The organism is Mycobacterium sp. E1715 (assembly GCF_001667625.1).
Lineage (GTDB): Bacteria > Actinomycetota > Actinomycetes > Mycobacteriales > Mycobacteriaceae > Mycobacterium.
Window position 1 is genome coordinate 1 of sequence record NZ_LZJJ01000426.1, and the last position, 21,213, is coordinate 21,213.

The window sequence follows — 21,213 nt, forward strand, 5'->3', positions numbered from 1 at the left end:
GCGCTTCCGGAGCTCGTCGAGCTCGATCCCACCCCGGCCATCCGCCGGTGTGGGACTGCTCGCCGCGTCACCGGCGGACACGATCTGCGCCAACAATCGGCCGCCCCGGACGACGCTCAGCGTCTCCCCGGCCGCCACCCGGTCGAAGCACCGGCCGGCGCGGGTGCGAAGTTCGTCGAGGCCGACCCACCCGCCGGTGTCCTGCGCGGCGAGTTTCGCCGAACGCGCCGGGATCGGAGCCACCCGCCAGTCACCGACGGGCAGGATCCGCGCCACCAGCTTGCCGCGACGGATGACGTCGATCGCCTCCCCGGCGGCGACCCGCTCGAGATACGTGCAGGCGTCACTTCGAAGTTGGCCCAGGCCAATGGCTTCCGGCATGTCGCTCCAATCTCTATCGGCCGGTCGACGGCGCCAGCATGTCCTGCCAGCCGTCGTCTCCGGTCTTGTTCGAGTTTTCGACCGCGTACTTGACGCCATCGGGCCCCACCAGTTCGCCGCTCTGCGGGAGGTACACCGCCGGGGGAGGGCCGGCGGGCGTGTACACGCACGGGTTCGGTTGCTGCCCATTGCATTCGACGGTGCCCGATCCCGGCCGTTGCAGCGGATCGCTGGTCGGCGGCGGCGTCCCCGCCACCCGGTCGGAGGGCGCCGGATTGAGGCCGTTGTTGACCGACGGCGCGGGCATCACGAGCCCCGGTTTCACGGGCTGGTCGCAACGCGCGGCCGGCGCAGGACAGGTGACGATCTGGTTGGGGTCGCCGTACCACGGGTTGGTGCCCAACGGCACGTACGGTTTGGAATCGCGGCACTCCCGTGGCGTCGCGGCGCGTTTACCCGGGACGTCGACGCATGGAAGGTTGCGTGCGCCGCGCACGGCGTTCGCGGGGGTGTCCTGCGGGATCTTGCAATAGGTTCCGGACGGCATCGGCGCGAGGCTGGTGTCCGCGGGAGACCGCCACTCGGCCGCCGGGAGGAACCCGGTCAGACACGGCGGGGGCTGGTTGATCGTCAGCGAGGTGCCGAGCGACGCATACCCCGGGAAGGCCGACGTCACGGTTTGGCCCTCCGAGGCGCCCTGCGGGTAGGCGACCAGGAGTTGCTCGACGCCCTTGTGGTAGCGCTTGAGCATGTCCAGCACGATCTCGAGATTCGCCAGGGTCTGCGGCAGCGACTCGCGGACGTCGCCGAACACCTCGTTGACCTGATCGGCGGTCGGGGCCGCCTGGGTCAGGATGCTCTGCACGTGCCGGTCGTTTTCCGCGCTCTGGGCGGCCAGGATGTTCAGATTGTGTGACCACCGCTCGATCGAGTCGCCGGAGTTGACCTGACTGTCGATGACGGGCCCGGAGTTCTGGACGATGTCGTTGATGTCGGAGATGTTGGTCTTGAAGTCGCCGGCGATGGCCTGCGTCGCGTCGACCAGGCGTTGCAGCGCGGGGCCCAATCCGCCTACGGCTTGGGCGGTTTCGTCGAGCAGCGAGGCGATCTTGTCCTTCGGCAGCACGGCCAGCCCGCGGTTGGCCGCGTCCAGCGCGGGCCCGATCTCGGTGGGGATGGTCCCCTTCGTGATCGTCTGGCCGGGCGAGAAGTACTGGCTCGGATTGCCCGTCGACACCAGGTCCAGGTATTGCTCACCGACCGCCGACACCGAATGCACGTTCGCCGACGCGTCAATCGGTATCCGGTAGCGGTCGCCGATGCTCATGGTCACCCGCGCGCCCGTCGCGGTCGGCTCGACGGCGGTGACCGTGCCGATGGTTTCGCCGCGATAGGTGACGTTGGAGGTCTTGTACAGCCCACCCGACGCGGGCAGGTCCGCCCTCAGCGTGTACTGGCCGATTCCCGCCGCGCTGGGAATCTGCAGGTAGTACCAGCCCAGCGCGACCGCCGTGATCGCGGTCAGGATGGTGAACGCGACCAGCTGGCGCTTGATGAAGCGGGTCAGCATTGCCTGTCCGCCCTTTCGACCAGGGGGCCACCCGGAACATCGTTGGGGTTCGGCGTGTACCGGACGTCGGGAATCATCGTTTCGGGGTCGCGGCCCCACGATTGCTCGAGCGCGCGCAGCGCCCCGGAGAATCCGGTCCCGGTGAGGACCGCGTTGTCGACGGCGCTCATGGTCAGGTCGAGCGTCAGCGACAGGTTGAAGTAGTCACCGCGGAACGCCTTGGGCACGGCGTCGATGTCGAACGGCCGCACGAGGATCAGCTTGAGGGCGCGGATGAGGTACGGCGCCGCCCGGCCGAGCTCGCGCAGCGGGCACTGCAGCGACTGCAGGTCCTGGTGGATGTCGCCACGCGCGGCCGACAGGTATTGGTCGGCGACTCCGCTGAGCCGTCCCGTCGCGTCGACGGCGTTGATCAGAAGATTCTGTTTGTCGGCGAAATGCTTGAGCAGTGGCGGGAATTCGGTGAGGACCCGGTCCAACACATCGGAGCGGGGACCCACGTACGCCAGCAGCCGGTTGGTGGAATCGATGGCCCGGGTGATGTCGGCGCGCTGCTCGTCGAGCCGGGCGGTGAAGGTGTCCAGCTTGCCCAGGAAGGCGCGGATCTGGTCGGCCCGCCCGTTGAGGATGTTGTAGACCTCGTTCTGCAGCACTTCGAGGTTCGGGATGCCGCCTCCGTGCAGCACGATGGCGAGGCTGGCCAGCGTCTGCTCGGTGGTGGGATAGGTGGACGCGTTTTTCAGCGGGATGGTGTCACCGTCCCGCAGCGGCTCCGGGGAGGGGTTGGGCGGCGCCGCCAGCTCAACGTGCTGGGAACCCAGCAGGCTGGTCTGGCCGATCTTGGCGGTGGCGTTCCTGGGCAGCTTGACGTTCTTGCCCAGCCGCAGTGTCAGCGTCGCGACCCAGTTCTTGAGTTCGATCGCGCGCACCGTGCCGACGAAGACATCCGCCACCCGCACCCGGCTGTTGTCGTTGAGGGCCAGCGTGTCGGGCATCTGGACATACACGGTGTAGGAGCCGGGCCCGGAGCCCGGACCGCCGGGCATCGGTACGTTGGCGATTCCGTGCCACTTCGCGCACGAGGTAAGCACCGTCGCGGCGGTCAACACAGCAAGCGCCTTCCAGCCCAGGTGGCGGACCCGAATAGCCAAGGTGCGCATCATGATCCGGCTCCCGTAGCGGCGGCCGCCGGTGTCGGCGCGACCGGACCCGGGACCACGCCCGGCCCCGGGGGCGGTGGCGGGATCGGCACCTGCGGCGCACGCAGGCCGATCGGTGGCACGACGGGGTTCTCGTCATAGGCGTTCGGCGGCCCCGGCGGCGTCTGCAAGCCCGGGGGAGGGGGTGGGCCGCCGGGGCCGCCCAGGAGTTCGGCCAGCGATTCGGGGGTCATCAGGCCCCCGGTGACCGGCCCCACCTGGGTGCCTTGCATGCCCGGCGCGGCGACCCAGCCGGGCTGGGTGTTGCGGTGCGAGAACGGAGTGTCGGGCACCCAGATCCCGGGCACCGTGGTGTCTTTGTACCCGTTGGGCGGTTGCAGCCGGGGTTCGGAGTAGGCGACTTCCTTGGGCAGCACCTCGGCGGTGCTGAACAGGTTCAGCCCGAACGGCAGGTAATTGAACTTGATCGCATCGAGGATCGGCGCCAGGTATTGGGCGCACAGTTCGGCGGATTCCTGGTAGCCCAGCCGGCTGCCGGCCTGAATCATGCTGCACATGAACTGCATTGGGTTGGCGAAGTTCGGGATAGCCGGGATGGACATGACGGCGCCGTGGGACGGGTGGTAGATCTGGCTGAGATTCGTCTCCAGCGTCGGCAGGACGTGCAGGGCGGTCTCCAACCCGTTCAGCGGGTCGGGCTGGACCAGCGTGGTGGTCAGGCTGTCGAGGTTGCCGATGTCATGGGCGAGCACCTCGCGGTTCTTGTCCAAGAACGGGCGCAGCGTTGAGAGTAGGCTGTCGAACTGCTGGATAGCGTTGGACAGGTCGCGGTCGGACCCGGTCAACTCGTCGGTGAACTGGGCGAGGTTCTTGTTCAGCGCGACGAATTGCTGGTCGTCTTTGTGCAACGCGTTGACGAACTGCGCCAGGCTGCGCACCACCGCGAAGAAGTCGCCCCGGCCCTCGTTCAGCGCGGTGAGCGACCGCGACAGGCTGTTCAGTGTGGTGTTGATCTGCTTGCCCTTGCCGGACAATCCGTCCGCGAACGACTCGATGGCCTCACCGAACGGGCCCTTGGGTTGCTCGGGCGTCGGGCCGAGTTTGGAGATGATGTTGGCGACGCTTTCGCGCAGTTCGTCCCACTCCGTCGGCATCTGCGTGCGCTCGATCGGGATCACCGCGTTGTTGCCCATCACCGGGCCACCTTTGTAGGGGGGCTCCAGCTGAATGCTCCGCGACGCCACCAGGGTTGGGTTGACGACTACGGCGGACGCGTTGGCGGGCACCTTGTATTTGTTGTCGTAGTGGAACGTCACCTTCATCTTGTCGCCGGCTGGCTCGATCTTGTCGACTGAGCCGACGCGCACGCCCATGATCTGGACCTTGTCCCCGGAATAGAGCGCGTTCGCCGTTGGGAGGTAAGCGATTACGGTGTTGGTGGTCAACTTCTGATAGAGCCGCCAGCCGACGATCCCTGCGACGAGGGCCAGCAGCACCACCACCGCCCCGACGACCGTCCGGCGCTGCGGTTTGCCGATACCGAAGACGCTACTCAATTCTGGTTACCTCCGGTGATACCGCTGCCGCCCGTGCCGCCGGGGTTGATGAACGGCGCCGGCAACTGCTGTCCGGGTCCCGGGGGCGCCGCCGGCCCCGGCGGGAGTCCTGGAGCGAACGCCGACGGTGGCGGGGCGGGGCCTGCGGGTTGCAGGTTCTCGGTGCGCGCGCCCGGCGGGGCTTGGGTGGGCAGTGGCACCGGTACGCCGGGCACGTCGGGAGGCGGGTCGCCGGGCCGCGCGGCGATCGGGATTCCCGGCGTCGGTGGCAGGCCGTTCGGGTTCGGCGGTGACGCCGCGACGTCGATCGGTGCCGGGAAACTGCCGCCGAAGGCGCCGACGTCAACACCCGCGCAGGGCAACGGGTTCCACGGTCGCGGCAGCGCGTCGGCCGGTGGCGTGTACGAGCAGGCCGTTCCCGGCGGCACCGCCGGTCCCGGATGGTCCGGGGTGCCTTCCAGCACCGGGGGCGCGGGCGGCGGCGCGCCGTTGGGGAACCGGGTGCCATTGGGGTCCGGCCACCGGAACTCGGGAAGCCCGGCGCTGCGCCAGAAGTCCTCCGGATCGATGCCGCGCTTCTTGAACGCGGCGTCGACGAACGGTTGCAAGATCCAATACGGCAGCAGGTTGGACAGGACAATCTTGAAGTACGGTCCCGACGCGACCGATTCACCCAGGGAGGCGGCGAATTGGCTGACGTACGTGAGGGTTTGGGCGAGGTCATCCTTACGCGCCACCAGCACGTCGCTGATCGCGCGCAACTGCTCCAGCACGGGGTTCAGATTCGGGTTGTCGTTGATGAATCCCTGCACCTGGGCCGAGAAAGCGGAAACGTTCTGCAGCAGCGCGCCGATGGCGCGGCTGCGCTCGTTGAACGCGACCAGGAGTGTCTTCGCGTTGACCAGCAGCCGGTTGATCTGTTCGCTGCGGTCACCGAGCACGCTGGCGACCTGATGGGCCTGAGCGAGTAGGTGCTTGATCTGGTCGTCGCGTTTGCCGATGGTGTCGGAGAATCTGGTCAAACCCTCGAGCGTGGCACTCAGATGCGGATAGGTCTGATCGATCGTCTGCGACAACACATTCAGCGACTGCTTGACGGTGTCGATGTCCCACCCGGTGGCGGCCTTGGTGACGTCGAAGGCGGCGTCGTAGAGCTGATACGGGGTGGTGCTCTGGCCCAGCGGTAACACGGCCCCCGGCCGCAACGTCTGCGTTCCGCGCGGCTCGATCTCGAGTACCTTCTTGCCGAGGATGGTGTCGGTCTTGATCGCGAGCCGGCTCTCGCTGCCGATGGTGTTGGCGCCGATATTGAACTTGATGCGGACATGGTCGCCGTCGATATCGAACGCCTCCACCTTGCCGACGTTCACGCCGGAGATGCGCACCTTATCGCCCTTGTTGAGTTGACCGGTGTCGGTGAACTGTCCGTAATAGCTCGGGCTGGCGAACATCATCGGGATGCTGGTGAAGCTTTGGCCGACGGCGACGACCAGCACCAGCACGGTGATGCCCATCAGGCCGACCCGGTTGCGGTTGAATTCCGTCAGCGTTCTCATTGCGGCGTGCACCTACCGGTGGGCTGCTGCCAGATCCGGACCGTGCGGACCGGGCCACCGGGCTGCAACCCGTTCCACCTGATGCTGAGGTCGCACAGGTAGAAGTTCACCCAGTCCCCGTAGAGGCCGATGCTGCGTCCGATGAGATTGAGCGCGGTCGGCGTCTTGTGAATCAGGTCGCCGAGTTGATCACGTTGGTCGACGAGCGGCTGCTGCAGAGCCTGCAGGTAGTTGATGGCCTTGTGCAGCAGCGCGCGGTTGTCGGCGAGGAGGTCGGCCACCGTGCCGGCGGCGTTGCTGATGTTCGCGGTCCCGGCCGCCAGCGGGTCGGCGTGGTTTTGCAGGCCGGTGATCAGTCTTTCGAAGTTGTCGACGGTCTGGTCGAACTCCTTGCGATGCCTGACCGTTGTGTCGAGCACGACGTTCAGGTTCTTGATCACCTCACCGATCGCCTGGTCGCGTTCAGCGATGTGCGCGGTCAGCTGCGCGGTCTGATCCAGGATGTCGTTGATGGTGCCGCCCTGACCCTGGAACACCGTGATGATGGCCGACGCGATGGTGTTGACCTTTTCCGGATCGAGCGCCCTGAACAGCGGCTTGAATCCACCGATCAGGGCGTCGAGGTCGAGTGCGGGCGCTGTTCGGGACAGGGGGATGAATCCGCCCGGCGGCAGGATCCGATCGCTGCCGTCACCCTCGCCGCGCTTGAGCTCCAGGTAGCGGTCGGCGAACAGATTGAGATAGCGGATCTGTGCGGTCGTCGTCTGGTAGAGCGGTATGGACCGGTCGACGTTGAAGTCCACCATCACCCGCTGGCCGCCGTCGATCAGCCGCACCGCTTTGACCTTGCCGATCTCGACCCCGGCGGCGCGGACGAACTGGCCGTTCTTGAGCCCGGTGGCGTTCTTGAACTCCGCGGAATAGCTGTTGGTGCTGTTGAAGCGCATCTGGGCGAACACCACGACGATCGACACGGTGATCAGCAGCAGCACCAGTGAGACGATGCCGAGCTTGATGGCGGAGCCGGTGATTTTCATGGGTTGATCGTGTTGTCCCCGACTTGGCGGCCCCAGACGTACTCGATGGCGTACGGTGAGCCGGTTTCCAGATGGTTGTAGGGCGCGAGGCTGGCGCCGGTATCGACCACCAGACTCGGCGCCGGCCACAGGTCATGGGTGATGGCCTGCCAGCAACCGGGCGCACCGCCCGGCCCGCCGCGGGCGTTCACGCGGGGCAGGTTGTCCGGGTACACAAAGGGATTCGGCGCCCCGCCCACCAGCCCGGCCAGGGTCAGGAGCCCCATCGTGGCCGCGGTGCCGGCCAACCCCGGGAGCGTCAACATGCCGCCCAGCCCTGAGGTCAGCTCGGTCATGGTTCTCAGCGCATAGCCGTTGCCGCCGCCGGTGGTGGCATAGGCCGCCGGTTCCTCGTCGTAGTAGTTGCGGATGGTGCAGAAGATCTCGGGGCTGTAGGTGTCGAACAGCTGGGCGGTGGGCACCAGATCGGCGGCGCCGCGCTGCAGGTAGGGCCCGCCGCGCTTGAAGATGTCTTCGCCGGTGTTGCCCAGCCCCGCCGCGGACAACAACGCAGAATCCAGATCGGCCTCCTGCCGGTGCAGGGTGCGCGCCGTAACCACCGCGTTGTTGAGGGAGTCGAGCAGATCCGGCGCGGCTTTGGCGTAGACGTCGCCCAGGGCGCCGAGCTGTTGAATGTCATGCCGGATCTGCGGCATTTGCGGGTTGATGTCGTCGAGGATGGCGTTGGCGTTGACGATCGATTGCCCGAATTTGTCGCCCAACCCGGTCAACGCCTGCGCGGCTGCAGCCAGCGTCAGGTTGAGCTTGACCGGATCCAGCTTCTCCGTTATCGAGGTGAGCGTCTCGAACAGGGTGTTGAACTCCGTTGTCACCGACCTGGCATCGATCACGTGCTGCGACGTGATGCGTTGTGGCGTCGGCTTTTTCGGCGAGGTCAACGACACGTACTTGTTACCGAAAACCGTGGTCGCCTTGATATTGGCGTCCACGTTGGCCGGAATCAGCTCGATCCACTTCGGATTGACGTTCAAGACGAACTTGGCGGCCGGTATGCCGTCACGCTCGATCTCCGAAATGCTGGCCACCCGGCCGATCTCCACGCCGTTGTAGGTGACCTTCGAACCCGGATCCATCACCAAGCCCGCCCGGGGGGCCAACATCGTCAAGCGCGTCGTCGGCGTGAGCTGGCCCCGAAACTGCAACCACACGAACCCCAACACCACCGCGGAGACAATCAGGAACGCCAGCGCCGTCGTCCGGTACGGCGGAATGCGTTGCGGGTTCTCTTTCACCGGGGTCGTCATGGGCGGCTACACGGTGAGGTTGAAGTTGGGGGTCTTGCCGTAGACCGCCATCGCGGTCAGCACGACCACCACGACGATGGTGATCAACGACAACCGCATCGAGCGGCCGACCGCTTCGCCGACGCCGACCGGCCCGCCGGTGGCGGTGTAGCCGTAGTAGCAGTGGGTGGTCATCACGACCACCGCGACCAGGATGACCTCCGCGAACGACCAGCCGACGTCGTTGAGGCGCAGGAACGTGTGGAAGTAGTGGTTGTACGTGCCGATGGACTGCCCGTACAACAACACGGTGGTGACCTGCTGGGACAGGAACGCCATGGTCATCGCCAACCCGTAGAGCGGGACGATGACGATCAGACCCGCCACCACCCGGGTGGACGCCAGAAAGGGGACCGACCGGATGCTCATCACCTCGAGCGCGTCGATTTCCTCGCTGATGCGCATGGCGCCCAATTCGGCCGTGGCACCCGCGCCGACCGTGGCGGCCAGCGCCTGACCGGCGGCCACCGGCGCCACGAACCGCACATTGACCAGGGCGGCCAAGAACCCGGTGAACGCCTCGACACCGATGTTGCCCAGCGTCGCGTAGCCCTGAATGGCGACGAGTGAACCCGCCGACAAGGTGATGAAGCCGACGATGGCGGCGGTGCCACCGACCACCGCCATCGCGCCGGTGCCCATCCCCATCTGGGCAACCATGCGGAGCAGCTCTTTGCGGTAGCGGTGTACGGCGAAGGGGATCTGCCCGACGGCGCTCAGTGCGAACCAGACCATCTGCCCGATCTCGACCAGCGGGCGAGACGGGACGTCCCCGTAACGGATGACGAATGCGCTCGTCCGCGGGAAGCGGACGCGGAGGGCGGCAGCCGTGGACATGTCAGCGCCCCGTCCCGAACCGGACGCCGATGGTGGTCAGCGCCGCGTTGACCGCGAACAGCGCGATGAAGCAGAGCACCACCGTCTCGTTCACGGCGGTCCCGAGGCCCTTGGATCCGCCGCGGACGATCAGCCCGCGGTAGCAGCCGACCAGGCCGGCGATCAGTCCAAACGTCGCGGCTTTGATGAACGCGATCACCACCTCGGGCAGGCCGGTGAGCGCCGTCAACGTGGAGAGGTAGGCGCCGCTCGAGACGTTCTGCAGGTAGACGCTGAACAGGTAGCCGCCCCCGAGGCCGACGGCGACCACGAGGCCGTTGAGCAGCACCGCGACAAGTGTGGAGGCGACGACCCGGGGCACCACCAGGCGGTGGATCGGGTCGATGCCGAGCACCTCGAGCGCGTCTATCTCCTCGCGGATGGTGCGCGCGCCGAGGTCCGCGCAGATGGCGGTGCCGCCCGCGCCGGCGACCACGAGCACCGTCACGATCGGGCCGAGCTGGGTGACCGCGCCGATCGCGGCACCGGCCCCCGACACGTCGGCGGCGCCGATCTCCGCCAGCAGCAGGTTCAGCGTGAAGATGAGCAGCACGGTTTCCGGGATGGACACGGCGATGGTGGGCAGCAGCGATACCCGCATGAGAAACCAGCCGTTCCAGATGAACTCGCGCCATTCGAACGGCTGTCTCAGCGCTTTCCCGGTCAGCACGCACATGCGGAAGAATCCACCGGCCACTTCCGTCCCGGGCCGAATCCGACTGCTCAATTTGCTGGCGGTCAGGTGGGAGGTGGTCATGCGTGCCGTCCCGAACGCGACCGCGCAACGAGGGCTTTCGGTTCCGCCGCTTCGTCAAGCGGGCGATGGGTAGTCGCGGGACGGTCATCGCGTTGGTGATCGTGATCCTGGTTGGCGGGGCGGTCCGCCGCGCGGCCCACCAGTGCAAAGCGCTGCACTACAGAGTGTTTCGAGTGAGGCGGGACGGGGCCGGATTCCTGATTCCTTCGCCGCGGGTCTTGCCGCAAGAGCGGTGGCCCCCATCGGTGGCGTACCGCGCGGGCTGACTCCCGACGCGAGTCGACCCGGTGATCCTCCCGATCGACACTCTGAGATCCCACCCTTCGGCTCCATGCCGCCCTAGTTTGCGCCACGCATCACTATGGCATTAGACCGTACGGTCAGTCAATAACCGCCGGCGGCGGCGAGTCTTCGCCGCGCGAGTAATTCGGGGGTGGCCAGCGCCGTGTTGACGTCTTTTTGGTGATTTACAGGGGTTTTGGCGGTAGTCGGTACGCCTGGCGCCACATCGTCGGCCTTTCTTTTGAGAAAAGCCTGCGCACGGAAACCGACCGCGCGTACAGTATTCGGCAGGGCTTTTCGGTGCTTTTCCCGTTCGAACGAGCGTCGGCCAACGCTGACGCGGCGCATCAAGCGGAGCCTCGGTAGGGCCAATTACGGCCCCGCGCAATGGTGTTGGAGGCTAGGCGGCCGGACCCGTGACGGCGGCGAGGCATTCACGCACCACCGAGACGACGTCGGCGGAGGGGCTTGCCCACTTGCCGAGCCCGAGCCGATCGAGCAGTAACCCGCCGAGGAACACGTCGACGAACGCGGCCCCTACCTGTTCCGGGCTGCGGGAATCGGCGGGGCCGAACCACACCCACATCCACTCGAGCGATCCCCACAGCTGCAATGCCGCCAGTTCGATGTCGACGGCTCGGAAGACCCCGCCGTCGATTCCGCTGCGGATCTCCTCAATCGCCAAGCTTTGCAATTGGTTCCGCAGCTTCCGGACTTGCTGCATCGCCGGGTCGTCGGACAACTGGACCACCTCGCGCTGGCTTGCCACCGTCGCCTCACGGGCGACCACCTGGAGCAGCGCGGAGGTGTAAATGATTGCGGCGATGCGTTCCTGCGGTGTACCGAGCCGGGACCATGCCATCTGCACCGCATCGAGTTGTCGGGCGAGGTGGGTTTCCTCGAGCTCCCGCAACATCTGTGCCTTGGTGCCGAAGTGATGAACGATGGTGCCCTTCGACATGCCAAGCTCGTCGGCGATGTCGCCCATATTCGTTCTGTCGTAGCCGCGTTCGGCGACATAGCGGACAAACGCGTCGAAGATCTCGCCACGCCGACCAGGTCGAGGCATCGTGCACCCTTCGGCTCTAACTAACCGTACGAACGGTCCATCATAAGCTTGACGATGTCAAGATCCCCCGAGCCGCGCCACCGGGGCGGCAGACATCGTGCGACGCGTCCGTCAGCCGAAAGCGTGGCGCGTCAGAACCCGCTTGGTTCGGGGCGGCTACACCGCCCTGTGGCCATTCAACCTGTCGGGTGCGGTCACGACATAGGTGTTCGCCTTGGACGCCGGTTTGATTTCACCGGCGGTATACACGGTCATGAGATCTCTGCCATCGCTATCGACGACGCACACATAGGTGTCCGTCTCGGCGTCGTAGTCGAAGCTGTCCCAGGCCAATAGGAACGCCAAGCAGTTGCCGTCGCGATCGGCGACGACGAGCTTGTGCACCCCCGACTTCCGTAGTAGCTCGGCGTCCTGCGCGCGCTGCTGAGGGACCTGGCTGGTGTGGAGCGTGGCGTGTGACATCTGTGTACTCCCTTAGCGAGGATGTCTCCCTGTAGCCTAGGCTCAACTGCTTGGATACTCCGAGCCTTGGCGGAAACGTTTCTCTCCGATCAGGAAGGCGACCAGGGCACTAGGGCCCATCTCAAGGGGCCGTAAGTCGCTTACCCGAGGGGACCGTGTCTCGGGTTTTGGGTCGCACCGCCACCAACACGACCCCGGCGGCGAACAGGGCGGCGGTCGGCCAGGAGAATCGCCCGTTCGGTGCGAAGCCGCCCTGCGCCAACAGATGCAGCCCGGCGGCGGCCAGGACGGTGCCGGTCAGCATGATCGCCTCGGCAAAGCGGTCACCGAGCGGCAGCCCGAACGTGGGCAGCGGAACCGCGAAGACCCGCCGCTGCCACCACAGCAGCATCAGTTCGGCCGCGGTCACCACGCTGAGTATCGTGATCCACTCCAGCCGGACGAGCCACCACGCCACCGAACCCTCGTGCGGTTGCGGGATCAGCCCTGCCGGATAGGCGACGATCGCGACGATGACAACCGGAACCATGTGCCATAGGTAAAGGGCCATCACGTTGGCGTTGGCGGTGGACAACACCCGCTGCACCGAGCGGTGGTGCAGGATCCGGTCCAGTGCCGGCGCCAATGCCATGGCCAGCCCCGCTTGCGTGCACCCGAAGGCCATCATCGCCACCGTCGGCGGCGTCGTGTTCTCGATCGCTTCGCCAGGAACGCCGATCATGCTCACCGGATACGGCCCCACCCGGATCAGCAGCATCAGAGCGACGGCCGAGGCGGCAGCGAGCAGCATCGGCCGGCGGCCGGCCAACAGGCCACCCTGCCAGGCGATCCCGAGCTGGTAGAGCAGGCCCCAGCACAGCAGATAGTTCAGCGTGCCGATATAGGGGACGTGGCCCGCGAGCGAGACGGCGTCGACCAGCACGACTCCCGCGGCCAGTACCAGCGGGACCACGAGGCCCCAACGCCTATGCGCCGCAACGGCAATCGGCGTCAGTGACACGACGAGCACGTACACCGCGAGGAACCACAGGTGCATGGCCACCGCCCAACCCGCGTATTCCATCACGGTGCCGGGCAAATGCCGGGCCCGCAGGACCACCACGATCGCCGAAATCAGCGCGACATAGACCGTGGTCGGTCCGAGCACCCGAGCGAGTCGATGCCGGATCCAGGCCTGGCGCGAGAAGCTCTCGGCGTCGCGGCGGTGAGCCCACGACACGGCCCCGGCATAGCCGGCCACGAAGAAGAACACCGGAACCGCCTGGAAAATCCATGTCAGCCATTGCGTCCATGGCATGTCGAGCAGCGGGTTCTCGCGGCCGAATTGCCCATCGTGGTAAGTCACCGAACCGGCCAGCCAGTGGCCCAGCACGATGAGGACCACGCCCGAGGCGCGGTAGTAGTCGACCGCGAGATTGCGGGCCGGTCGCGCGGTTTCTACGTCGTCCATCGGATCGCGGCGAGATCGATGCGGTGCACTCGCGCAACGGTACCCGCCCCGTCCCGTGAAGTCGCCGGGCGCACAATGACCCCATGAAACACGCTCGCCTCGCCGACCTGGAAATCGGCCGCCTGGGCCTGGGCGCGATGGGGATGTCCGTGGCGTACGCAGGCGCAGGCACCGATGATGCCGAGTCGATCCGTACCGTTCAGCGCGCCATCGATCTGGGCGTCACGCTGATCGACACCGCCGAGGTCTACGGCCCGTATGTCAACGAAGAACTGCTCGCCCGCGCGCTGCAGGGCCGGCGGGATCAGGTGGTGTTGGCGACGAAGTTCGGGATGATCTCCCACACGGGGCGCGGCGGGCTGGACAGCAGCCCCGCCAACATTCGCATCGCGGTGGACGGTTCGCTGCAGAGGCTCGGAACCGATCGCATCGATCTCTACTATCAGCACCGCCTCGACCGGGAGACCCCGATCGAAGACACCGTCGGGGCGTTGGCGGAGTTGGTCGCCGCCGGGAAGATTAGGTACATCGGCCTTTCGGAGGTCGGCGTGATGACCATTCGGCGCGCGCACGCGGTACATCCGGTCACCGCCGTGCAATCCGAATATTCGTTGTGGACGCGCGACCAGGAAGACGAGATCTTGCCGCTGCTGCGCGAACTGGGGATCGGGTTCGTCGCCTACTCGCCGTTGGGGCGCGGCTTCCTCACCGGCGCCATTCGCTCCACCGAGGGGTTGCCGGACAGCGACTACCGCAAGACCAATCCGCGTTTCTTCGACGAGAACTTTCAGCACAACTTGAACAGCGCGGACGAATTGCGCAGCATCAGCGCCGATGTCGGGGCCACTCCCGCTCAGGTGGCCCTCGCCTGGCTGTTGGCGAAAGGCCGCGACATCGTGCCGATTCCGGGGACGAAGCGCGTGGCGCGCCTCGAAGAGAACGTCGGTGCGGACGCCGTCGAACTGACCGCCGACCAGCTGTCCCGGCTCGACCGGCTCACCCCGGCCATCGGGGGCCATCACGCCGAGGCGCAGATGAAGTGGATCGACCGTTAGGTGGCCGTCGCCAAGAAACTGGTGATCGGGGCGAGCGGCTTCCTGGGCTCGCATGTCACCCGGCAGCTCGTCGCCGCCGGCGCCGACGTGCGAGTGATGTTGCGGCGCACCAGCTCTACCAAGGGAATCGACGATCTCGATGTCGAGCGCTGCTACGGGGATGTCTTCGACGACCGGGCGCTGGCCGCGGCCATGGCCGGGTGTGACGTCGTCTACTACTGCGTCGTCGACGCCCGGATGTGGCTGCGGGACCCGGCGCAGCTGTTCCGCACCAACGTCGAGGGGCTGCGACACGTCCTCGACGCGGCGCTGGGCGCCGACCTCAAGAGGTTCGTCTACACCAGCACCACAGGCACTTTGGCGATCAGTAACGGTAAGCCAGTCACCGAGGACGATCCGCACAACTGGGATCAGGGCGGCCCGTATATCGAGGCGCGGGTGGCCGGGGAAGACCTGCTGCTGTCGTACGCGCGGGACAAGGGATTGCCCGCGGTGGCGATGTGCGTATCCACCACCTATGGGCCCGGCGACTGGGCGCCGACCCCACACGGCTCCTTGCTTGCCCTCGTCGCGACCGGAAGGTTTCCGTTCTATTTCGGCTACTCGGCCGAGGTGGTGGGCATCGAAGACGCCGCAAGGGCAATGCTTCTCGCGGCGGAGCGCGGACGCAACGGCGAGCGCTACATTGTCTCCGACCGCTACATGAGCGTCCGGGAGCTGCATGAGATCGCGGCCACGGCCGTCGGCAGGCGCCCGCCGCGCATCGGTATCCCGATGTCCGTGCTGCGCGCCGGTGCGCGGGTCAACGACGCGGCGGCGGCGCTGCTGGGCCGGGACCTGCCGTTCGCCTACGTCGGAATCCGCATGGCCGAATTGATGTCCCCGCTCGACCACGGCAAGGCCGAACGCGAGCTCGGGTGGACGCCCGAACCCGTCGAGGACTCGATTCGCAAGGCCGCCGTCTTCTTCGCGTCCCTGAAGTGATACGCGGTGGCGACCCGTCCCCGCAAGCGGGAGGTACCCGCAGCGCCCGGCCGGGTAGCTAGTCGGCGCCGGCCAGCGCGGCGGTCCCGTATTTCTTTTCGATCAGCGACCACGGGTCGGCGTATGGTCCACGCCCCTCGAGCCGGCGCTGCACCATCAGGACGGTGCGCAGTACCGGGCGCAATACGGGGCTCAGCAGTCGCACGACGGTCCGCAGGCGCCCCTGTGTTTGGGCGATCCACGCCAGGGTGTCGGACCAGTCGTGCTCCTGAAAGTTCAGCAGCGCCTGCGCTTCGGTGGTGTCGTACCAGCCGGTGAAGCTCCAGCCGCGGTCGTCGGTGGGGTCGCCGGGCAGGCTGGCGGACGGGCCCAGGCCACCCAGGCCGACGGCGTCCATGAGTCCGTCCTCGAGGTCGCGCTGGGTGAGCACGTAGGTCTCGTTGCCGCCGATCAGGATCACCTTGCCCGCGATCGCCGACTCACGGTCGACGCCGTTGGCGAAAGCGAGCGCCACATCGCGCGCGTCCACGGCGTGCATGCGGTTGTCGCCGGGCATCGACCGCATCAGCAGTAGCGAGTCGCTGTTGACCGTGGTGTGGGTATCCGGCGAGATGACCCCGCCCAGGCGGAACAGCGCGTACGGCAGGCCACTGTCGCGGATCGCCGCCTCGGCGAGGACCTTGTCCTGACCGTATTGGTCGATGGGGTTCACGGGGGTATCGGGGGTGATCCGCTCCGGCTGGCGGTAGGGGTTGCGCGAACCGTAGACCGCGGCGCTGGACGCCATCAGGAACAGCGGCGGCCGGGGGAGCGCGGCGCAGGCCGCCAAGAGATTCTCGGTGCCACCGACGTTTACCTTGCGGGCCAACGCGGGCTTGCGATACGACAGCGGGGACACGACCGCGGCGAGGTGGACGACCGCGTCGGGCCGATGAGTCGCGGCGAGCCCGCGCACCGCCTCGGCGTCCAGCAGATCGGTGTAGGCCGCAATGAGCGTGCCGGGGTACCCGCCGGCGGCCAGCTCGCGTTCGACGGCGACGGTGTTGTCGTTGCGCAGATCCATTGCGATGACGGTGCGTCCCCGCTCGAGCAGGATCTGAGTGCAACGCTTGCCGACTTGTCCGAACGCGCCGGTGACCAAAACGGTAGAGGCAGTCATGGCTTTGTCATTGTCCCATCAGTCGATTGGCGGCTCTGCCGATCGCGCGTCGGATTCGCTCGGAGACGTAGATCGAGAATACTGGGGTGACGATATCCTCTCGCACGCGAGTTAGCTTGGAGCTCTTGATAAACCACTGACCGTCGACGTTCTCATAGGTCTCGTGGTAGTGGCCGTACCCCACCAAGGTCACGCCTGCTCCGAATCGGACGACGTCTTGCACCGCCCACACCCCGCGGGCGGTGGTCGCCGAAGTGAGCGTGATTTCGGGGGCGTGCACCTGGTGCGCCGTGGCCTGGGCCGGCCGCCCGAGGGCCTTGCGGGTGAACGACACGAACTCGTCCGCGCCCTCGATGACCTTGCCGCCCGCCTCGGCGGTGTCGCTGACGAAGTCATCGGTGAAGACGGTTCGCCACGCCGCCCAGTCCTTGTTGTCGAGGTATCGGCAATAGCGAGCCTTGAGCTGCTTGATCGATTCGATGTCCAGCAGTGTGGCCGCGTCGGCGATCGCGTCGTGCGCGCGCTGTGTCATAGCGGCTCTATTCCTTCGGTGTGCGCCCCTGCGTGACGTTTCACTGGCGAAGTGTAAACCTGTCAGCCCTTGAAGTAGACGACCTGATGCGTGGTCGCCAGCAGCGTGCCCTCCCGCGTCCATACCTGCGCGCTCTGGTCGAAGTAGCCCCGGGAGAAGCGGTTGGCGTGGGCGGTGCACAGGACGAAGTCGTCTCCCAAATGGTCGAGTTGGTGCTGGTCGGCGAGGAAATATGTCGTCAACGAGATGGTCCCCGACGGGATGACGTTGCCGCGGCGCAGGAACACGCGCGGATAGAAGACGTCGCTCAGGGCCGCCAGCGCCGGGTAGTCGACGGGGCGGTGGGCGCCGTCACGCACCCACAGTGTGGTCGTCGAGGATTCGCTCGGTTGCCCGTCCTCCCTGGGAATTTGTCCCTCGACATACCGCATGTCGTAAAGGCTGGTCCATCGAACGATGCCGGGATCGGTGGGCGGAACCTGCTCCGGGTCCGGTGCGCTCGGCGGGCGGCTTTCCGTGTCGCCCCAGCTGTCGCGGCGCAGAGCGAACAACGCGGTCACCGTTGTCTTGACGTCTCCATCCTGGCCGAGTTCGGCGATCCAGTGCTGGTTGCTGCGGTTGGTGCGCGCGGCCCGCAGTGAGATGTCGAAGTCGCCGTCGGCGATGGGGGCGGCGTAGTTGACCGTCAAAGCCAACGGTTCGCCGATGCGCTCGGGGTGCGATTCGATCGCGTGCAGCATCGTCGCGGCGGTGATGCCACCGAAGGGCCCCACCATATTGGCCCATTCCGGATGGGTCCGGCCGCGCCTGGTGTCGGCGTCGATGGTTTGCAGCCGGATGGCGTCGTCGAAGGGGTGCGTCATGAGTCGTCCGCAGACTACCGGCGGGGGACGCGACGCGGCGCCGAGGGCGGGGTCTCGACTGCCTCGGCTCCGCTGCTGTACAGTCGCCCAGCACAAGGTCGACGCTCGAATGAGAGGCCATCCGGTGACTTCCGAGTCGGTCGCAGAATTCCGGAGCCGGGCCAGGGCCTGGCTGGCCGGAAACCTCCCTCGGCTTGATTCCGAAGACGCAATGGCCCTGCAGCGCGACGAGCTGGCTTCGTGGCGCCGCGCGCGTGAATTGCAGAGGAAGCTGTACGACGGCGGATTCGCCGGCATCTGCTTCCCGCGCGAGTGCGGCGGCCTCGGGTTGGGCTACGAATACAAGAAGGCGTTCGACGCCGAGGCCCTGGCCTACGAGACGCCGCTCATGCTCAACGTCCCGTCCTTCGCCATCTGCTGCGCGACGATCCTCGACATGGGCAGCGAGGAACAGAAGCGCACCCACATAGCCGCCGCGCTTCGCGGCGACGAAGTGCTGGTGCAGTTGCTGTCGGAACCCAGCGGGGGATCGGATCTTGCGGGCGTCCTCACCCGTGCCGACCGCAGGGACGGACGATGGATCATCAACGGCGCCAAGACATGGAGCACGTGGGCATTCGCCGCGGACTATGGGCTGTGCCTGGCCCGGACGGACTGGAACGCGCCCAAACACGAAGGGCTGACGATGTTCCTGGTGCCGCTTCGGCATCCCGGCGTCATCATCAACCGCATCAAGCAGGTCAACGGCTCGGTCGAATTCTGCGAGGAGTTCTTCGACGACGTCGACGTCGGTGACGACGCCGTCGTCGGTGAGCCGGGTAAGGGATGGGACGTCGCGTCGCGCCAGCTCTACCACGAACGTCGCAGCATGGGCGACGGGTCGGAGTACACCAGCGGGCCGGGAATCGCCGAGGCCGAGGATGTCTCCGTCGACCTGCTGTCGGTGGTCGAGAAGGCGAAACAAGCCGGCAACGAACGTGTCCGGGAAATGGTCGGGCGAGCTTTGGTGCACAGGGCGGTGCATGGACAACTCAGCGAGCACGTCTTCCACGGCGTGGCCGCCGGTTCGCTGCCGCCCGCCGCGGGATCGATCATCCGGCTCTACATGGCCGAGGTGCACGACGTCGAAGTCGACACCGCGCTGGCCGTCGCCGGACCGGCGGCCGCGATCGACGACGGGACGGGTTTGCTCGACATCGGCACGCGCTACCTGGGCCGCCAGATTGCCAGCATCGGTGGCGGGACCACGGAGATGGCACGCAACGTGATCGGGGAGCGGGTCCTGAATTTCCCGCGCGAGTACGCCGCCGACCGTGGCGTGCCGTTCAACCAGGTGCGGCACGGAAAAGCTTGAAGGAGGCCGGAATTGAGCGACCAGCTTCGTGACATCCGGGAGTTGGCGGGAGACTCCGAGGCATACCGGGACGAGCTGTATCGGCGCTGGACGGGTCTGCTCAGCTACCGCTACATCGGCCGCAAACACTCCTCGATGGACATCGGTGAGGTCGACGACACCGTCACCATTCGCCGTGACATGCGCAACGAGGCCGGTGGAATCATGGTGGCGCCGTTGGCCATCTCGTCCCCCGAAGGATGCCAGACGGACATGGTCGCGGTGCCCAATCCGGTCATCGCGTCGGTGCAGATCATCGACCCGGGCTACGACGTCAGGCGGGTCGAGATCGTGGGTTCGGGCATCGTGCACCAGGGCCGCACCATGGGTTACGGGCGGTGCAAGATCGTCGACGCCGACAATCCGGATCGGGTGATCGCCTTCAACGAGGGGCAGGGAGCGATCATCGGCATTCCGCCGGAAGGCCTGGGCCGGATGGACGTTTCGGGTACGGAATTGGAGATCGAGGACTCGCCGGACCTGCCGCCGCTGTGGCAGGCCTTCGGGGCCAGCAGGCGGGACGATGGCCATTGGGTGCTGCCCGAGCTCAGCACCGAACTCGCTTCGCCGGACGCCGCGCTGCACATCGGCCCGCAGCACGTCGTCCTAGAAACCGCGGCGATCGACCTCGCCGCCGGCGTCGCGGGGACCCGAAAGCTCCAGGTGGTCAGCTGGCACGTCATGTTCATGTCGCGCGGCAAGGTGGGTCCCTTCCGGGTCGAGGGGGTCGCCCACCGCGGCGCCCCCGGCCGCGTCGGCGTGCGCATGCTGCTGCACGACGAGGGGAACGCGGACAAGGCCGTCACCTCCGCTGCGGCGGTCTTCGACGTCCTGGATTCTTGACCGGCCGGTGGGGGACGCCTCGCCTGCCCGGTGCCGCCCATAAACGAACTCGAATATCGGTGTGGCCATCAGGGTCGTGACCACGGCAACCAGAACGAGGATGCTGAAGAGCGTCGGGGTGATGATGCCGGCCTGGAGCCCGATGTTGAGCAGAATGAGTTCGATCAATCCGCGGGCGTTCATCAAGGAACCCAGCGCAACGGCCTCACGAAAAGGGACTTTCCTGAGCCACGCGACCACCGCGCACGAAACGCCCTTGCCGAAGATCGACAGCAGGAGCATTCCCACCGTCACCGCCCACAGTTTCGGGCTGTTCACCAGGCCGATCTGGGTATTCAGCCCCGAGTAGACGAAGAACAGCGGCAGCAACAACGTGGTCACCAACGGCTCGAGCCTGGCGGTGAGTTGGTGGGCGAAGAAGCCGGACGGCATTGCCGCGCCCAGGACGAATGCGCCGAATATCGCGTAGATGCCGATCGCGTCGGTGAACCATGCGCACGTCATGAGCAACACGAGGACGGTGCTGAACGTGGATGCGCTGACCGCGTTGCGGCGCTCGGATCTCGCGCCGAGGGCGGCCAGCGCTTTCCGCCCGACGGTCAGGAGCAGCGCCGTGTAAAGAATGCCACCGGCTATCGCCGTGGCGGCTGTGGTGGGATTGCCTCGATGGATGGCGAGCACGACGGCGAGGATGCACCAGGAAAGCGCATCGTCGATCGCGCCGCAGATCAGGGCGAGCGTACCTAGAGGCGTTCCGGAAAGCCGTTGTTCGAAAATGATTCGGGCCAGCATTGGAAACGCGGTGGTTGCGATCGACGCGCCCAGGAACATCATCGCCAAGGCGAGCGAGACGCCTTTTCCGAACAGCACGCCACTGTTCAGCAG

General features: G+C 66.6%; 20 protein-coding genes and 1 pseudogene. 4 read left to right on the forward strand and 17 right to left on the reverse strand.

Going from position 1 to position 21,213, the window contains the following annotated elements:
* The 13 genes from A9X03_RS20685 to A9X03_RS20745 form a co-directional block, all read right to left on the reverse strand.
* Nucleotides 1–381, reverse strand: a 381-nt coding sequence (locus tag A9X03_RS20685; protein WP_369831400.1) for a type II toxin-antitoxin system Phd/YefM family antitoxin, incomplete at its 3' end; no start/stop codon positions are given.
* 13 nt (nucleotides 382–394) lie between these two features.
* Nucleotides 395–1,951: an MCE family protein gene (locus A9X03_RS20690; protein WP_067748890.1), complete on the reverse strand. Its 1,557-nt coding sequence runs from the start codon at nucleotides 1,949–1,951 to the stop codon at nucleotides 395–397.
* Nucleotides 1,945–3,114, reverse strand: a complete 1,170-nt coding sequence (locus tag A9X03_RS20695; protein ID WP_156669902.1) for a virulence factor Mce family protein — start codon at nucleotides 3,112–3,114, stop codon at nucleotides 1,945–1,947. The genes A9X03_RS20690 and A9X03_RS20695 overlap by 7 nt, the downstream gene beginning before the upstream one ends.
* On the reverse strand, nucleotides 3,111–4,667 hold the full coding sequence (locus A9X03_RS20700) for a virulence factor Mce family protein (RefSeq protein WP_067748894.1): 1,557 nt from the start codon (nucleotides 4,665–4,667) through the stop codon (nucleotides 3,111–3,113). The genes A9X03_RS20695 and A9X03_RS20700 overlap by 4 nt, the downstream gene beginning before the upstream one ends.
* Entirely contained in the window at nucleotides 4,664–6,223 is a 1,560-nt protein-coding gene (locus A9X03_RS20705; protein WP_067748897.1) for a virulence factor Mce family protein, read from the reverse strand. The genes A9X03_RS20700 and A9X03_RS20705 overlap by 4 nt, the downstream gene beginning before the upstream one ends.
* On the reverse strand, nucleotides 6,220–7,260 hold the full coding sequence (locus A9X03_RS20710; protein ID WP_067748900.1) for a virulence factor Mce family protein: 1,041 nt from the start codon (nucleotides 7,258–7,260) through the stop codon (nucleotides 6,220–6,222). Before A9X03_RS20710 ends, A9X03_RS20705 begins: the two co-directional genes overlap by 4 nt.
* Nucleotides 7,257–8,564, reverse strand: a complete 1,308-nt coding sequence (locus tag A9X03_RS20715) for an MCE family protein (protein ID WP_067748903.1) — start codon at nucleotides 8,562–8,564, stop codon at nucleotides 7,257–7,259. The genes A9X03_RS20710 and A9X03_RS20715 overlap by 4 nt, the downstream gene beginning before the upstream one ends.
* Nucleotides 8,565–8,570: 6 nt before the next feature.
* Nucleotides 8,571–9,440, reverse strand: coding sequence for an ABC transporter permease (locus tag A9X03_RS20720; protein ID WP_067278674.1), 870 nt, complete (start codon nucleotides 9,438–9,440; stop codon nucleotides 8,571–8,573).
* 1 nt (nucleotide 9,441) lies between these two features.
* The gene (locus tag A9X03_RS20725; RefSeq protein WP_369804363.1) at nucleotides 9,442–10,155 is read right to left on the reverse strand and encodes an MlaE family ABC transporter permease; all 714 of its coding nucleotides are present in this window, start codon (nucleotides 10,153–10,155) and stop codon (nucleotides 9,442–9,444) included.
* Between the two features lie 465 nt (nucleotides 10,156–10,620).
* Nucleotides 10,621–10,866: a hypothetical protein gene (locus tag A9X03_RS29390; protein ID WP_156746620.1), complete on the reverse strand. Its 246-nt coding sequence runs from the start codon at nucleotides 10,864–10,866 to the stop codon at nucleotides 10,621–10,623.
* A gap of 52 nt (nucleotides 10,867–10,918) precedes the next feature.
* Nucleotides 10,919–11,587 (reverse strand): TetR/AcrR family transcriptional regulator, encoded by a 669-nt coding sequence (locus A9X03_RS20735; protein WP_067748912.1) that lies wholly within the window; start codon nucleotides 11,585–11,587, stop codon nucleotides 10,919–10,921.
* A 156-nt stretch (nucleotides 11,588–11,743) separates the two neighbouring features.
* On the reverse strand, nucleotides 11,744–12,049 hold the full coding sequence (locus tag A9X03_RS20740) for a hypothetical protein (protein WP_067748915.1): 306 nt from the start codon (nucleotides 12,047–12,049) through the stop codon (nucleotides 11,744–11,746).
* A gap of 121 nt (nucleotides 12,050–12,170) precedes the next feature.
* Nucleotides 12,171–13,499, reverse strand: a complete 1,329-nt coding sequence (locus A9X03_RS20745) for an acyltransferase (RefSeq protein WP_067748917.1) — start codon at nucleotides 13,497–13,499, stop codon at nucleotides 12,171–12,173.
* Between the two features lie 83 nt (nucleotides 13,500–13,582).
* Between A9X03_RS20745 and A9X03_RS20750 the strand changes: the two genes are divergently transcribed.
* Together A9X03_RS20750 and A9X03_RS20755 are read left to right on the forward strand one after the other, a co-directional pair.
* Complete coding sequence (locus A9X03_RS20750) at nucleotides 13,583–14,554, forward strand: aldo/keto reductase (RefSeq protein ID WP_068262744.1); 972 nt, start codon at nucleotides 13,583–13,585, stop codon at nucleotides 14,552–14,554.
* The gene (locus A9X03_RS20755) at nucleotides 14,555–15,538 is read left to right on the forward strand and encodes an NAD-dependent epimerase/dehydratase family protein (protein ID WP_068262746.1); all 984 of its coding nucleotides are present in this window, start codon (nucleotides 14,555–14,557) and stop codon (nucleotides 15,536–15,538) included.
* A gap of 58 nt (nucleotides 15,539–15,596) precedes the next feature.
* Here the strand turns inward: A9X03_RS20755 and A9X03_RS20760 are convergent, their stop codons facing one another.
* The 3 genes from A9X03_RS20760 to A9X03_RS20770 all read right to left on the reverse strand — a co-directional run bounded on the left by A9X03_RS20760 (nucleotide 15,597) and on the right by A9X03_RS20770 (nucleotide 18,092).
* Nucleotides 15,597–16,697, reverse strand: coding sequence for an NAD(P)-dependent oxidoreductase (locus A9X03_RS20760; protein ID WP_068262749.1), 1,101 nt, complete (start codon nucleotides 16,695–16,697; stop codon nucleotides 15,597–15,599).
* Nucleotides 16,698–16,704: 7 nt separating this feature from the next.
* Nucleotides 16,705–17,229 (reverse strand): nuclear transport factor 2 family protein, encoded by a 525-nt coding sequence (locus tag A9X03_RS20765; protein ID WP_067748928.1) that lies wholly within the window; start codon nucleotides 17,227–17,229, stop codon nucleotides 16,705–16,707.
* 62 nt (nucleotides 17,230–17,291) lie between these two features.
* Nucleotides 17,292–18,092 carry an acyl-CoA thioesterase II gene (locus A9X03_RS20770; RefSeq protein ID WP_068262753.1) on the reverse strand — a complete coding sequence of 267 codons (801 nt, stop codon included), beginning with the start codon at nucleotides 18,090–18,092 and terminating at the stop codon, nucleotides 17,292–17,294.
* Nucleotides 18,093–18,216: 124 nt separating this feature from the next.
* Here A9X03_RS20770 and A9X03_RS20775 point away from each other — a divergent pair, with 124 nt between their 5' ends.
* Nucleotides 18,217–19,446, forward strand: coding sequence for an acyl-CoA dehydrogenase family protein (locus A9X03_RS20775; RefSeq protein ID WP_068262756.1), 1,230 nt, complete (start codon nucleotides 18,217–18,219; stop codon nucleotides 19,444–19,446).
* Between the two features lie 12 nt (nucleotides 19,447–19,458).
* Complete coding sequence (locus tag A9X03_RS29395) at nucleotides 19,459–20,328, forward strand: hypothetical protein (protein ID WP_067781972.1); 870 nt, start codon at nucleotides 19,459–19,461, stop codon at nucleotides 20,326–20,328.
* Between the two features lie 63 nt (nucleotides 20,329–20,391).
* On the opposite strand, the pseudogene A9X03_RS28715 reads toward A9X03_RS29395, so the two are convergent.
* Nucleotides 20,392–21,162, reverse strand: a pseudogene (locus tag A9X03_RS28715) (cation:proton antiporter); the annotation flags it as partial.
* Nucleotides 21,163–21,213: the final 51 nt, after the last annotated feature.

Bases quoted from the DNA above. Each gene is read 5' to 3' on its own strand.
- A9X03_RS20690 (WP_067748890.1), bottom strand. From the start codon at position 1,951: ATGCTGACCCGCTTCATCAAGCGCCAGCTGGTCGCGTTCACCATCCTG.
- A9X03_RS20695 (WP_156669902.1), bottom strand. From the start codon at position 3,114: ATGATGCGCACCTTGGCTATTCGGGTCCGCCACCTGGGCTGGAAGGCG.
- A9X03_RS20705 (WP_067748897.1), bottom strand. From the start codon at position 6,223: ATGAGAACGCTGACGGAATTCAACCGCAACCGGGTCGGCCTGATGGGC.
- A9X03_RS20710 (WP_067748900.1), bottom strand. From the start codon at position 7,260: ATGAAAATCACCGGCTCCGCCATCAAGCTCGGCATCGTCTCACTGGTG.
- A9X03_RS20715 (WP_067748903.1), bottom strand. From the start codon at position 8,564: ATGACGACCCCGGTGAAAGAGAACCCGCAACGCATTCCGCCGTACCGG.
- A9X03_RS20720 (WP_067278674.1), bottom strand. From the start codon at position 9,440: ATGTCCACGGCTGCCGCCCTCCGCGTCCGCTTCCCGCGGACGAGCGCA.
- A9X03_RS20725 (WP_369804363.1), bottom strand. From the start codon at position 10,155: ATGTGCGTGCTGACCGGGAAAGCGCTGAGACAGCCGTTCGAATGGCGC.
- A9X03_RS29390 (WP_156746620.1), bottom strand. From the start codon at position 10,866: ATGCGCCGCGTCAGCGTTGGCCGACGCTCGTTCGAACGGGAAAAGCAC.
- A9X03_RS20735 (WP_067748912.1), bottom strand. From the start codon at position 11,587: ATGCCTCGACCTGGTCGGCGTGGCGAGATCTTCGACGCGTTTGTCCGC.
- A9X03_RS20740 (WP_067748915.1), bottom strand. From the start codon at position 12,049: ATGTCACACGCCACGCTCCACACCAGCCAGGTCCCTCAGCAGCGCGCG.
- A9X03_RS20745 (WP_067748917.1), bottom strand. From the start codon at position 13,499: ATGGACGACGTAGAAACCGCGCGACCGGCCCGCAATCTCGCGGTCGAC.
- A9X03_RS20750 (WP_068262744.1), top strand. From the start codon at position 13,583: ATGAAACACGCTCGCCTCGCCGACCTGGAAATCGGCCGCCTGGGCCTG.
- A9X03_RS20760 (WP_068262749.1), bottom strand. From the start codon at position 16,697: ATGACTGCCTCTACCGTTTTGGTCACCGGCGCGTTCGGACAAGTCGGC.
- A9X03_RS20765 (WP_067748928.1), bottom strand. From the start codon at position 17,229: ATGACACAGCGCGCGCACGACGCGATCGCCGACGCGGCCACACTGCTG.
- A9X03_RS20770 (WP_068262753.1), bottom strand. From the start codon at position 18,092: ATGACGCACCCCTTCGACGACGCCATCCGGCTGCAAACCATCGACGCC.